Annotated in this window: 4 protein-coding genes; 2 read left to right on the forward strand and 2 right to left on the reverse strand. The window is 75.2% G+C overall.

Annotated elements, in window-relative coordinates; all coding sequences use genetic code 11:
* Positions 1-21: 21 nt before the first annotated feature.
* The gene (locus tag HCK00_RS04035; RefSeq protein ID WP_168100319.1) at positions 22-10506 is read right to left on the reverse strand and encodes a non-ribosomal peptide synthetase; all 10485 of its coding nucleotides are present in this window, start codon (positions 10504-10506) and stop codon (positions 22-24) included.
* Between the two features lie 336 nt (positions 10507-10842).
* Between HCK00_RS04035 and HCK00_RS04040 the strand changes: the two genes are divergently transcribed.
* A complete protein-coding gene (locus HCK00_RS04040) occupies positions 10843-11157 on the forward strand; it encodes a hypothetical protein (RefSeq protein ID WP_168100038.1) in 315 nt (104 codons plus the stop codon).
* A 716-nt stretch (positions 11158-11873) separates the two neighbouring features.
* On the opposite strand, the gene glnA is transcribed toward HCK00_RS04040, so the two are convergent.
* Complete coding sequence (gene glnA / locus HCK00_RS04045; RefSeq protein WP_168100320.1) at positions 11874-13283, reverse strand: type I glutamate--ammonia ligase; 1410 nt, start codon at positions 13281-13283, stop codon at positions 11874-11876.
* 556 nt (positions 13284-13839) lie between these two features.
* Here glnA and HCK00_RS04050 point away from each other — a divergent pair.
* Positions 13840-14307: an RDD family protein gene (locus tag HCK00_RS04050; RefSeq protein ID WP_168100321.1), complete on the forward strand. Its 468-nt coding sequence runs from the start codon at positions 13840-13842 to the stop codon at positions 14305-14307.
* Positions 14308-14444: the final 137 nt, after the last annotated feature.

Here is a 14444-nt window from a genome sequence, read left to right on the forward strand (position 1 = left end):
GGTCGGTTTCCGGGGCGTGGGTCATGTGGCGCGGAGGGCGCCGTCGAGAACCGGGCCGATGAGGGCCCGGGAGTCGGGACGGAGCATCTGGGCGTGGCCGCACGGCACGTCGTGCACCTCCAGGTCGCCGTCCACGTAGGGGTCCCACAGGGCGGGGACGAGACCGTTCGCCGGGTCCTCCTCCGTCGCGCGGAAGAAGAGCACGCCGCCGCGGAAGGGACGCGGGACGTGCCGCCGCATCAGCCGGGCCTGGGCGGCGAAGTTGCCGACCATGGTCTCGATGGTCTCCGGCTCCAGCGCGCCGAGCGGGCTGCCCGCCTCCCGCAGCGACTCGCGTACGGCCGTCGCGTCCAGCGCGGTGTCGGCGTCCCAGGCGGACAGGTCGAGACCGAGAGCGGTGAGCAGCGCCCGGAAGACGATGTCGTGCCCGGCGTCCTCCAGCCCGTCGGCGGGAGGGACGGGGAAGGCATCCATGATCGCCAGCAGGGCGACCTCCTCACCCGCCTCCTGGAGCTGCACGGCCATCTCCTGGACCAGATTTCCACCGAAGGACCAGCCGAGCAGCCGGTAGGGCCCGTGCGGCTGCACCGTGCGCAGCTGGGCGACGTAGTGGGCCGCCATCGCCTCGATGCTCTCCGGGAAGGGCCGGCCGCCGTCGAGGTTGGGGGTCTGGAGCCCGTACACCGGCCGGCCGGTGACGTGCTGGAGGAGTCCTGAGTAGGGCCACGCGAGACCACCGGCCGGATGCACGCAGAACAGCGGCGGGAGGCCGCCGCTCACGCGCAGCGGCAGCAGGGAGGCCAGATCCGCGTCCGGACGGGCGGTGCCGGAGTCCGCCTCGCGCGCCGCCAGCGCGGCCGCGAGACCGGCCGGGGTCGGCGTTTCGAACAGCGTCCGGATGCCCAGCTCGATCCCGGTGGCGTCACGGACGCCGGCCAGCAGCCGGGCCGCGAGCAGTGAGTGGCCGCCGAGGGCGAAGAAGTCGTCGTCGGCCCAGCACTGTTCGGTGCCCAGGACGTCCGCGAACAGGGCGCACAGCAGATCCTCGCGCGGTCCGCCCGGGGGACGTCCCGCCGTCCGGGCCAGGTGCTCGTCCCCCGGTGCCGGGAGGGCGGCGCCGTCGAGCTTGCCGCTCGGGGTGAGCGGCAGCGCGTCGAGGGTGACGAACGCGGCGGGAACCATGTACCCGGGCAGTTCGGCCGCGACGGCCGCGCGGAGCGCGTCGGGGTCCGGCGCCGTCCCTCCGGCGCCGGCCGCACGCGTGCCGGGCACCGTGTAGGCGACCAGCCGTTCCGCCCCGTCCGTGTCCCCCGGGCCCGCGGAGCGCAGCACGACGGCCGCCCGGGCGACACCGGGCTGCCGCTCCAGCACGGCCACGATCTCGCCGGGTTCCACGCGGAAGCCGCGTACCTTGAGCTGGCCGTCGGCCCGGCCGCGGAACTCCAGCCGCCCGTCCGCGGCGCGGCGCGCCAGGTCCCCGGTGCGGTACATCCGCCCGCCCGGCGGGCCGAACGGGTCCGGGACAAAACGGGCGGCGGTCTCGGCGGGCCGCCCCAGGTAACCCCGGGCCAGGCTCTCACCCGCCAGATACAGCTCTCCGGTCGCGTTGGGCGCCGCGGGCCGGAGCCGGTGATCGAGGACGTGGCAGCGGGTCCCTGCGACGGGTTCGCCGAGCACGGGCCGGTCGGTGTGGTGCAGCGGCGCGTACAGGGTGTCGACGGTGGCCTCGGTGGGGCCGTACAGGTTCCACACCGTGAGGCCGGGGATGTCGCGCAGCCGCTGCCAGAGGCCGGGCGGCACGGCCTCGCCGCCGAGCGCCAGGACGGCGGGCCGGTGGCCGGACGGCCCGGCATCGCACAGACCGGCGTCCAGCAGGACCGCCGCGTGGCTCGGGGTGGTCTCCAGCACGTCGATCCGCTCCTCGCGCACGGCCCGGACGAGCGCCGCCGGATCGCGGCGGGTGTCGTTGCCGACGACGAGCAGTTCGTGCCCGTCGAGCATCCACAGCACGGGGTCCCAGGAGGCGTCGAAGGAGAGCGAGGCGGTCAGCGCCACGCGCAGCCTCGGCCTGCCGGTCGCCTCCCGCGCGGGCGCGAACAGCGCCCGCCGGTGGTGCTCCCACAGCTGTGCCAGCGACCGGTGTTCCACGACGACGCCCTTGGGGCGGCCGGTGGAGCCGGACGTGTGCAGGACGTAGGCCGCGTGCCGGGGGTGGGGCGCGCCGCCGGGCGGTGGCTCGCCGGGGAGCGCGGCGAGGGCCGTGCGGGTGCCGGGGGAATCCAGCAGGATCGTCCGCCAGGGCCCCTCGGGGACCCGGCCGGCGGTCGCCGAGTCCGCCAGCACCACGGCGGGCCGCGCGTCCTCCAGGACGGCGCCCACCCGGGCCTGCGGCAGGGAGTCGTCGAGCGGGGCGTAGGCGCCCCCCGCGGCCAGCACACCGAGCAGCGCGGTCAGCGAGCCGGCGGACCGCGGCAGCAGCACCGCCACCGTGCGGTCCGGCCCCACGCCGTGCGCGCGCAGCAGATGGGCCAGGCGGGCGCTGTCCCGCGACAGTTCGGCGAAGGACAGGGCGTGCGCGCCGCAGCGCACCGCGACATCGCCGCTCCCCGCCGCCGCCACGGTGGCCGCGAAGCCGGCGGTCACCGTCGGGTGGCGCGGGGCGGCCTCCGGCCCGTGGCCGCGCGCGAGCAACTCCGCGCGCTGCCGGGGGCCGAGGGGGTCCTGCCGGGACAGCGGGGCCCCCGGATCCGCCACGGCGAGCCGCAGCAGGGCGACGAAGGACTCGGCCAGGTTCCGGGCCGTCGCCTCGTCGAAGAGGTCCCGGGCGAACTCCAGCTCTCCGGCCAGCTCTCCGTCGCCGGCCTGCTCGGAGAAGCTGAACGACAGGTCGAACTTGGCGGCCGCCGTGTCCACCGGCCGCACCGCGGTGCGCAGGCCCGGCAGGTCGAGCGCCGGCCGCCCCGCGTTGTTGAGGGAGAGCATCACCTGGAACAGCGGATGCCGCGCGAGGGAGCGCGGCGGCGCCAGATCCTCCACGAGCACCTCGAACGGCAGGTCCTGGTGCGCGTACGCGGCCAGGTCGGCCTCCCGGGCCCGGGCCAGCAGGGCCCGGAAGTCCGGGTCGCCACCGGTGTTCACCCGGAGCGTCAGGGTGTTGACGAAGAAGCCCACCAGACCGGTGAGCGCCTCGTCGGTGCGGCCGGCGACCGGGCTGCCGATGACGATGTCTTCTCCCGCGCCGTACCGGTCCAGCAGCGCGGCGAGCACCGCGTGCAGGGCCATGAAGGTGCTGGCGCCCTCGCGCCGGGCCAGCTCCGCGACGCGCAGGCCGTCGTCCCGCGTGAGCGGCAGGGGGACGCTGCCGCCGCGCCCCGAACCGGTGTCCGGGCGCGGCCGGTCCGCGGGCAGGGCCAGCTCGGTGGGGGCACCGGACAGCGTGTCCCGCCAGTGGTCCAGCTGCCGCGCGTGCGGGCTGCCGGGGTCCTCGGGGTCGCCCAGCAGGTCGCGCTGCCAGAGGGCGTAGTCGGCGTACTGCACCGGCAGCGGGGCCGTCTCCGGTGCCCGGCCGGCCGCCCGGGCCGTGTAGGCGGCGGCGAGATCCTGGGCCAGCGGACCCATCGACCACCCGTCGGCGGCGATGTGATGCAGGGTCAGCGACAGGACGTGCTCCTCCTCGCCGGTCCGCAGCAGCTCGGCGCGGAACGGCAGGTCGCGAGCGAGGTCGAACCCCTTGCGAGCCGCCGCGCGCAGCAACCGCGGAACGTCGTCCGGCCCGCAGGTGGTCACGGTGAGGTCCGGGAGGGCCTCGCCGGCGGGCAGCACCCGCTGGACCGGTGTGCCCGGCCGGTCCGCCGCCTCCTGGAAGACGGTGCGCAGGCTCTCGTGCCGGCCGGTCACGTCACCCAGCGCGCCGTGCAGCGCGGCGACGTCCAGCCGCCCCCGGAGGGCGACCGCCATGGGGAGGTTGTAGGAGGCGTCCCCGGGGTGCATGCGGTTGAGGAACCAGAGCCGGCGCTGGGCGAAGGACAGGGGCAGGTCCGCCGGCCGTCGGGCTCGCGCGCGCAGCGAGGGGCGGCCGCGCGCGGCGCCGTCGAGGTGCCGGGCGAGTCCGGCCGGGGTGGGGCCCTCGAACAGCGCGCGAACCGGGATCTCCACCCCGAACGCGCCCCGGATCCGGTTGACGACCTGGGTGGCCAGCAGCGAGTGACCACCGAGAGCGAAGAAGTCTGCGTCGCGGCCGACGGGCCCGGTGCCCAGGCATTCCGCGAAGAGCTCGCAGAGGATCTCCTCCTGCGGGGTGCGCGGGCGCTCGCCCTGGTCCGCCACCGCCGGTCCGGGGTCCGGGAGCGCGGCGAAGTCCGTCTTGCCGTGCGTGGTCAGCGGAATGTCCGCCACCAGCGCGAGGTGTGAGGGCGTCATGTACGCCGGGAGCCGGTCGCCGACGAACGATCTCAGCCGCGCGGCCGTCGTCCCGGTGCCGGTCTCCGGCACGGCCCAGCCGACGAGCCTGCCGCCGCCGTCCGCCGTGGCGCGGACCGTCACCACCGCCTGCCGCACGGCCGGATGCGCGGTGAGGGCGGCCTCCACCTCGCCGGTCTCGACGCGGAATCCGCGCACCTTGACCTGCGAGTCCGTTCGGCCGACGAAGGCCAGGGAGTGGTCGGGCCGTCTGCGTACCAGATCGCCGGTACGGTACATCCGGCTGCCCGGAGGGCCGTACGGGTCGGCGAGGAACCGGTCGGCGGTCAATCCCGTCGCCCCGTCGTAACCGCGTGCCAGGCCGGCCCCGGCCAGGTACAGCTCTCCCGTGACGCCCGGCGGCGTGGGGCCCAGCCGCGGGTCGAGAACCCGCGCCCGCATGCCGCTGACCGCGTGGCCGATGCCGGGGACGGAGCCGGGGGTCACCCTGGCGGTCACGCTGTCCACGGTCGCCTCGGTCGGCCCGTAGAGGTTCCACACGGTCACGCCGGACAGCTCCGCCAGCTCCCGCCACAGCTTCTCCCGCACCGGCTCCCCGCCCAGGGCGACGACCCGGGGCCAGGGTCCGCCGGGCGCGAAGAGCCCGCAGGCGCGCAGCTGCTCGAGGAAGGACGGTGTCGTCTCGATCACGTCGATCCGCCGCCGGCGCACCAGCTCCACCAGCGCCTGAGGGTCATGACGGCTCCGGTCGTCCACGAGGTGGAGCTCGTGTCCGGAGGTCATCCACAACAGGGGGTCCCAGGCGGCGTCGAAGGTCGCCGCGGCCGTCAAGGCCACCTTCAGCGGCCGTCCGCCGCCTTCCCGTTCGGCGGGGTCGATCAGCCGGCGCCCGTGGTGCCGCAGCAGATTGGCGAGCGCGCGGTGCTCGACGACGACGCCCTTGGGCCGGCCCGTCGAACCGGAGGTGTACAGCACGTAGGCGGGGTCGGACCCCCGGGGCCCGTCCGCCGGCGGCGCCGCCGCCGGCCCGGGGCCCGCGGTGAAGGGGTCGTCCAGGTGGAGCACGGGGATGCCGGAGACGGGCAGCGCGGCCGTGCCGGCCCGCTCGGCCAGGATCATCACGGGCCGCGCGGATTCCAGGATGTGGGCGTTGCGCGCGGCCGGGTGGGAGGGGTCGAGCGGCACGTACACCGCGCCGGCACGCAGTACCCCGAAGACGGCGGCGATCTGCCGCACCGACCGCGGCACCGCGACGGCGACCCGGTCACCGGGGCGTACGCCCGCGGCCACCAGGCGCCGGGCCGTCCCGTGCAGTTCCGTGGTCAGATCGCCGAAGGACAGCGTGCGAAACCCGTCCGTCACCGCGGTACGGCCGGGGGTGACCGCGGCCTGGGTCTCCAGCACGTCGCAGATGCTGTGCACCAGCCCGTGCCGCTCGCTCGCGGAGCCGTCCGGCCACCGGGTGTCGAGGGCCGCGCGGCGCTGGTCCTCCGTCAGGATCTCCAGCGCGCTCAGCCTCGCGGCGGGGTCGGCGAGCACCGAGCGCAGCAGCCGGACGAAGTGGCCCGCGAAGCGGTGGACCGTGCTCTCGTCGAACAGGTCGGCGCTGTACTCCACCTCGCCGTCCAGCCCCGCCGGCCGGCCGTCCCGGCCGTGCAGCTCCGTGAAGTCCCAGGTGAGGTCGAACTTCGCGGTCGTCCGGGCGGGCCGGAGCACGTCCGCGCGGACGCCGGGCAGGTCGAGCCGGGGAGAACGGGTGTTGTTCAGGGCGAGCATCACCTGGAAGAGGGGGTGCCGGGCGAGCGACCGCGGCGGCGCCAGCGCCTCCACCAGCTGTTCGAACGGTAGGTCCTGCCGGCTGTAGGCGCTCAGGTCCGCCTCCCGCACCCGGGCCAGCAGCTCGCGGAAGGCGGGGTCACCGCCGGTGTCCACGCGCAGCACGAGGGTGTTGACGAAGAACCCCACGACCTCGTGGAACTCCTCCTCGTCCCGTCCCGCGACGGGGGTGCCGACGACGATGTCCTCGCCCCCGCCCAGCCGGTGCAGCAGCGTGGCGAGCACGGCGTGCAGCACCATGAACGGGCTCACGCCCGCCTCCCGGGCGAGCTCGGCCAGAGCGCGGTGCTCGGCCTCGTCCAGGCGCACCGGTACCCGGCCCCCGCGGAAGGTGGCGCGCTCCGGGCGCGGCCGGTCGTGGGGCAGGGGCAGCTCCGGGGGCAGGCCCGCCAGCTCCGTCCGCCAGCCCGCCAGTTGCCGCGCCGCGAGCGAGCCCGGGTCCTCCCGGTCACCCAGCCGGGCGCGCTGCCGCAGCGCGTGGTCCGCGTACTGGGCGGGCAGCGGCGCCCACCGCGGCCCGTGCCCGCCGATGCGGGCCCGGTACGCCGCGCACAGGTCGTCCACCAGCGGCCTCATCGACCAGCCGTCGGTGACGATGTGGTGGAGCGTCAGCGACAGCAGATGCGAGTCCGGGCGGCCCGTGTGCCCGGCCGTCGGGACCAGGACGGCGTGTACCGGCGGCCGTCGTGCGATGTCGAACTCTGGCGCCGGGAGGCCCCCGGGCCGGTCGTCCGGCCGTACGGGGGCGGACCGCAGCTCCACGCCGCAGTCCGCGGCCGCCAGCACGACCTGGTGCGGCCCCTGCGCGTCCTCCGGGTAGACGGTCCGCAGACTTTCGTGCCGCGCGACCACGTCGCGGAACGCGGCGCGCAGGGCGGGAACGTCGAGATCCCCGTCGAGGCGGACGGTGACGGGTATGTGATACCGCTCGCCGCCCTCGCCCATGCGTTCCAGCAGCCACAGGCGCCGCTGGGCCGCGGAGAGCGGCAGCCGTGCGGGACGCGGGCCATCGGCCGGGCCATCGGCCGGGCCATCGGCCGGACCGGCGCCGGCCGCTCCGGGACGCCCGGACCGGCGGTCCGCTTCGACGAGTTCCGCGAGACCGGCCACGGTCGGCGCCCCGAAGAGCGCCCGGACCGGCAGCCGGGTGCCGGTCCGCTCGGCCAGCCGGGCCAGCAGGCGGGTGGCGAGCAGGGAGTGGCCGCCGAGCGCGAAGAAGTCGTCCTCCCGGCCGGCCTCGGCCAGACCGAGGACGTCCGCCATCGCCGCGCCGACCGCTTCCTCGACGGGCGTGCGCGGAGCGCTCCGCGGGCCCGCGGCGGGAGCCGTGGCCTCCGGGAGTGCGCCGGTGTCCAGCTTTCCGTTCGGGGTCAGGGGCAGCCGGCCGGTGACGGCGTACAGCGCGGGAACCATGTGGGCCGGCAGCGACGCGGCCAGCGCGTCCCGCACGGGACGCCGGTCCCGCCTCAGCTCTGTGCCCGCCTCGTCGGGGGAGGGCACCAGATAGGCGGCCAGGCGTTCCGCGCCGGCGGTCGTCACCGCCGCCTGCTCCACCCCCGGCAGCGCGGTCAGCGCCGACTCGATCTCCCCCGTCTCCACCCGGTGCCCGCGGATCTTGACCTGTCCGTCGCCGCGGCCCAGGAACTCCAGGGTCCCGTTCTCGCGCCACCGCACCAGGTCACCGGTGCGGTACATGCGCGCCCCCGGTTCACCGAACGGGTCCGCGAGGAACCGGTCCGCCGTCGGGCCCGGCTGCCCTGCGTAGCCACGGGCCACCCCCTGGCCCGCCAGGTACAGCTCGCCGGCCGCGCCGCGGGGCAGCAGCCGCAGGGCCGCGTCGAGCACGTAGCAGCGGGTGCCGCGCACCGGGCGCCCGATCACGGGTGCCTCACCGGAGATCCGGGCGGTGACGGCGTCCACCGTCGTCTCCGTCGGCCCGTAGAAGTTGTGGGCGAGGAGGTCCGGGTCTGCGGCGAGGCGCTGCCACAGTTCGTCGTTCACCGGTTCGCCGCCCAGCGCGATCACTGTGGGCCGGTGGCCGGGCCCGCCGTCCGCGCGGTCGCCACCGTCGGTGAGGCCGGCGGCCAGCAGCTGCTGCAGGAAGCTGGGGGTCGTCTCGATGACGTCGATCCGCTCGGAGCGGAGGAATCCGGCCAGCGCCTCGGGGTCCCGGCGCGTGGCGTCGTCGACGACGTGCAGATGGTGTCCGCCCAGCAGCCACAGCAGCGGGTCCCAGGACGCGTCGAAGGAGGTGGCCGCGGTGAGGGCGACCCGCAGGCGCCGGCCTTCGGCCCCCTCCGCGGCGGTGTGCGACTCCTGCCGGTGATGAGCGAGCAGATTGCCGAGGGACCGGTGCTCGACCAGGACGCCCTTGGGCCGTCCCGTGGAGCCGGAGGTGTAGATGAGGTAGGCGGCGTCGCCCCCGCGCGGCAGGCCGGCCGGCGAGGCCGGCGGCGCGGAGCCGTCGTGCCGCGGCAGCGGGCGCACCACCGTGCCGGCGGGGGCCATGCCCGCGACCGGCCCGTCGGGGGCGCAGATCAGGATCACCGGGGCGGCGTCCGCCAGGAGGTACGCGATGCGCTCCGCCGGGTAGGCGACCTCCACCGGCAGGTAGACCGCGCCGCTGCGCAGCACGGCCAGCGGTGCGACGACGGTGTCGACCGAGCGCGGCAGGGCGACGGCCACCGTCGTCCCGGGACCGGCCCCTTCGCTCCGCAGCGCCGCGGCCGCGGCGTCGACGGCCCGGTCCAGCTCGGCGAAGGTCAGACGGCGTGTGCCGTCGTCGACGGCCGGCGCGTCGGGCGTCTCCCGCGCCAGCCGCGCCAGCACCTCCGGCAGGGTCGGGTCGCCGGCCGTCCCGGAAGCGGGGGAGAGCTCCGTACCCGGCGACGGACCCGGTGCGCCGGTCCCCATGGCCAGCATGCGGCGCCGCTCGCCCTGGCCGGTGAGCTCCAGGGCGCCGAGCGGCCGTTCCAGGTCTCCGGCGAGCTCCTCGGACAGCCGCAGGATCCGCTCCAGGTGCCCGGCCGCGGCCCGTTCGTCGTAGCGCGCCGCGTCGGCGAGGACGTCGACGCGGCACCCGGTACCACCGGGGGCCGGGTGGACGGCCAGCGTGAGGTCGTCCACGGGGCCGAGCGAGAGGTGGTGCAGGGTGCCGGTCGCCGCACCGAACCGCAGGTTCCCGTCGAAGGCCAGTACGTTCACCGAGGGGCCCGTCAGCGGTTCCCCCCGGACCAGGCCGCGGTCCCGGCGCAGTTCCTCCGCCGGGAACCGCTGGTGCCGCAGCGCGCCGCGCATGACCGCCGTCGACCGCCGCAGCAGGTCCCGGGCCGAGTCCGCCGCCGTCAGACGCAGTCTCAGCGGCACGACCTGGGACATCATTCCCGGTGTCCGCCTGGCGGTGGGGGTCCGGCGGCCGGTCACCGGCATGCCGAGCAGCAGGTCCGGCACACCGCTCATGCGGTGCGTGTAGGCGGCCGTGCCGGCCACGAACAGCGCGGCCCAGGACGCCCTGCCGCGCCGGGCGCCGTCCCGCAGCCGCTGCCACCGCGCCTCGTCCAGGGTGACCGACCGCTTCACCACGCCCGTGCTCCGCGAGGCGGTGCCGTCCGCGAGCCGCGTGGCGGGCGGGGCGCCGTCGAGCTGCCCGCGCCAGTACGCCCCGTCCTCGGCGTACTGCGGCGAATCCGGGTACCGGCGTGCTTCGGTCACCAGGTCTTCGAGCGGGAGCGGGGCGGGCGCGACCCCGGCTCCGGCGGCGAGCAGGCCGTACACCTCGGCGATCCGGCCGAGGGCCACGGCCGCGCCGTAACCGTCCAGCACGAGGTGGTGCGTCCGCAGGTACAGCAGATGGCGGAACTCCGAGAGCCGGTACAGCGTGAATGCCGTCACCGGGCCCCGCGCCGGGTCGAGGGGGGTGGCCAGGTCCTGTCGCATCGCCCGGTGCGCGTCCGCCTCCCCCTCCGCGGCGGCCGTCAGGTCGACGCGGCGCACGTCGGTGGTGAGACCGGGATGGACCCACTGACTCCCCGTGGAGCCGTTCTCGCCGTCGGACACTGTCGCGCGCAGTGCCCCGGTCTCCTCGGTCACGCGGGCCACGGAACGCCGAAGCAGGTCGTGGTCGAACTCCCCTTCGATGTCGACGTATTCGGCGATCGTGAAGTCGGCGTTCAGCGGCTGGAGGTGGTGCGCGAACCACAGGGATTCCTGCGCGGCGGTCAGGGGCAGCTGTACGGCGTTCCGCTCAGTCATGGGCCCGCCCCCGTACGAATGTGATGCGTGCCGACACCGTCGACCACCCTTCCGGATCTCGCGTCGAGAGGTGCCGGCGCGATGACGTCGCCGCACCCTCCGTCATGGTTGATCCGAAACACGCGGGATGGCGGATTGGCGATGTGGGCCGGGTCACTCCGTTGCCCGGCGGGCTTCACGGGCCGCCCCGCCGTCGCACGGGCGCCTCGCCGGCCGGGCCGTGACGCGCCCATCCGGACCGGGGAGCGGCTACGGATCACCTGGTACGGATCGAAGAAGCCGGACCCGGTGAGCGTGTCGCACACGCGCCGGTCCGCGAGTGAAGGAGCACCGAAGATGAAACGTCCAGGACTTGTGAGAACCCTCCGTGGCGCGGCCGTGGCCGGCGGCGTGGTGGCCCTGGCACTCACCGGCGCCACAACCGCGTCGGCGGCCGACGCGCCCGGCACCTCCGGGACCACGGTGTCCCGCCAGGACACCTCCGCCCGCCATCTCACGCAGGCCGCCGGCGGTTACCGGGGGACCCAGGGATTCAACCTGTGTCTGCTCTCCACCTGTTCGACCGGATCGGAGGACCGCGGCGGGAACGGCGTCGGGCTGGTGCAGGGCGGCAACCTCTGCCTGCTCTCGACCTGCGAACTGCGGCCCTGACCGCGAACCGGCCGCGGCCGCATGACAGGGGGCGCGGCATCCCGGTGTGACCGGTGAGTCCGGGCGAGGCGCGAGGCGGCAGGCCCGCCGGCCGCGGGGGATACCCGGGCCCGCTCCTCGCCCGGGTCTCCCGGCGCCGGTGCCGTCACCCGGTGGGGGCACCGGCGCCGCCGCCCGCGTGGTGCGCCGGCTCCCGGCGGCATGTGCGGGAACGCGCGCGGACGGTCCGTGATCCGGCGCCCACCCGGGGACTGCGACGTCTCCCCCCGGGGGCTCTCGGGCTCCCCGGCGGCGTGCACGTCCCCGGACGCGACCGCGCCCCCGGCCCGCGGTGACCCGGTCGCGGTGGGTGGCCGGGGCCGGGCCGATCGGAAAGATCCGCGCGGAGTACCAGGAGGGCGTCCGGGCGCCGGCACGAGGCCGCGCCGTGCTCCATGCGTACCGGCCGAGCCCCGCCGGGGCAGGGGACCCACGTGGTCATCCTGCCCCGGCGGGGCTCCTGCGTCACTTCCCCCTCGCACGGGGGCACGGGACAGCGCGGCGCCATCGCGTGATCCTCGAACGGTCGTGGCTGTCGCCGGCCGGTGGAACCGGTCGAGCGGTCCTCGCGGCCGACCGCGGACCCGAAGGCCCCGAGACGTCCCACACATGCCGCCGCACCCCGTCCCGGCCGGCTGAACAGCAGGTCGGGACGGGGTGCGGCGGCAAATGTGGGATCAGATGTCGAAGTACATCTCGAACTCGTGCGGGTGCGGCCGGAGGGCCATCGGGGCGATCTCCTGGGTGCGCTTGTAGTCGATCCAGGTCTCGATCAGGTCGGCCGTGAAGACGCCGCCCGCCTGCAGGTACTCGTTGTCCGCCTCCAGGGCGTCGAGCACCGCGGGGAGGGAGGTCGGGACCTGGGCCACGTTCGCGTGCTCCTCGGGAGCCAGCTCGTAGAGGTCCTTGTCGATCGGCTCGGCCGGCTCGATCTTGTTCTTGACGCCGTCCAGGCCCGCCAGGAGCAGGGCGGAGAAGGCCAGGTACGGGTTGGAGGACGGGTCCGGGGCGCGGAACTCGACGCGCTTGGCCTTCGGGTTGGAGCCCGTGATCGGGATGCGCATGGCCGCGGAACGGTTGCGCTGCGAGTAGACCAGGTTGACCGGCGCCTCGAAGCCCGGCACCAGGCGGTGGTAGGAGTTCACCGTCGGGTTGGTGAAGGCCAGCAGCGACGGGGCGTGCTTGAGGATGCCGCCGATGTAGTAGCGCGCCGTGTCGGAGAGGCCCGCGTATCCCGCCTCGTCGTAGAAGAGCGGGTCGCCGCCGTTCCACAGGGACTGGTGGACGTGCATGCCGGAGCCGTTGTCGCCGAAGATCGGCTTCGGCATGAAGGTGGCCGTCTTGCCGTTCCGCCAGGCGACGTTCTTGATGATGTACTTGAACAGCATCAGGTCGTCGGCGGCGGCCAGCAGCGTGTTGAACTTGTAGTTGATCTCCGCCTGGCCGGCGGTGCCCACCTCGTGGTGCTGGCGCTCGACCTTCAGGCCGGCCTTGTCCAGCTCCAGGCTCATCTCGGCGCGCAGGTCGGCGAAGTGGTCCACCGGCGGGGCGGGGAAGTAGCCGCCCTTGTAACGGACCTTGTAGCCGCGGTTGTCCTCGGCGGAACCGGTGTTCCAGGCGCCCGCCTCGGAGTCGATGTGGTAGAACGCCTCGTTCGCGGCGGTGGAGAAGCGCACGCTGTCGAAGACGTAGAATTCGGCCTCCGGGCCGAAGTACGCGGTGTCGGCGATGCCGGTGGAGGCGAGGTAAGCCTCCGCCTTCTTGGCGACGTTGCGCGGGTCACGGCTGTACTGCTCGCCCGTGATCGGGTCGTGGATGAAGAAGTTGACGTTGACCGTCTTGTCCCGGCGGAACGGGTCGACACGGGCGGTGGAGAGGTCGGCCTTGAGTGCCATGTCGGACTCGTGGATGGCCTGGAAGCCGCGGATGGACGAGCCGTCGAAGGCGAGCTGCTCGGCCGGGTCGAAGGACTCGGCCGGGATCGTGAAGTGCTGCATCACGCCGGGCAGGTCGCAGAAGCGGACGTCGATGAATTTGACGTCCTCGTCCGCGATGAACTTCTTCGCGTCGTCGGCGTTCTGGAACATGCAACTCCTCCTAGCCCGCCGCTCCGGGGGTGGGCGGGATTGCCTGGTAAGCGGCCAGTGCGGTGGCACGCTGGCATCGACCATAGGTTCGGGGGATTTCCCGAGCGTGACCCGATTGTTTCGCAGAGGTTAACCGGATTTCCGCCTGTCATGCCTGCTGAAACGCGGTGTGACGGGCATCGCGAGGTCCGCCGCGGCGCCTCGCCGGGGCCCGGCGGACGGTGCGGAACGTATGCGGTCCCCGCCGCCTCCCGGTACCCCGCGGCGCCCCTCCGTGCCGCGTCGCCCGCGCCCTTCCCACCCCCCTCGCCGTGGCCCGCTCCGCCCGTCCCCGTCCCCGTCCCCGGCCCCGTCCCCGTCTCCGTCTCCGGCCTCTCCCTTCCCTGTCCACCGGCGCCGGTGACCGGCCGCCCCGTGCTCCCCGGCCGTCTCTGCCCGACCGCCGGGCCCGTCCCCGGCCGCTCCCCGCACGGCACGGGCACGGGGCCCGACAGGCCGCAGCGGGCCGCAGCGGGCCGCTCCCGGGGCTGCCACCGGGCCGCAGTACCGTGGACGGGTGGACAACAGGCAGGCAATCGGATCGTGGATCTCCGGCCCCCGCGCGGCCGCCGAGGGCATGGGTGTGGACTTCGGCTACCGGGGGGAGCGCCTCGGGCTGCCCCGGGAGGGCCCCGGCTCCGTCGCGGGGATCGGCCGGCGCTTCGGCGCGATCTTCATCGACTGGGCGCTCTGCGTCCTCATCGGCTACGGCCTGCTCTCCGGCGGGGACCTGCGGTCCGCGAACAACTGGGCGCTCGTCGTCTTCGCGCTGCTCAGCCTGACCACCGTGGGGACGCTCGGCTTCACCCCCGGCAAGCGGTTGCTGGGGCTGCGGGTCATCGCCGAGGACGGCAGCCGGCTCGGCGCGCCGTGGGCCGCGCTGCGGACCCTGCTGCTGGTGCTGGTCGTCCCGGCCCTGGTCTGGGACCGCGACGGGCGCGGCCTCCACGACCGGCTCTCCCGCGCGGTGCAGGTCCGGATCTGAGGCGGCCCGGCCCCGGGTGGCCCGGCCGGTGACGACCCGGTCCGGCGCGGACCGGGGGAGCGTCCGGGCCGAGGGGCCCGCCTGCCCTTGGCCGGCGGGCCCCTCGGCACAGGCACGTCGCTCATCAGGTCACCCGG

It is taken from the genome of Streptomyces zingiberis, from assembly GCF_012034935.1.
Classification (GTDB): Bacteria; Actinomycetota; Actinomycetes; order Streptomycetales; family Streptomycetaceae; genus Streptomyces; species Streptomyces zingiberis.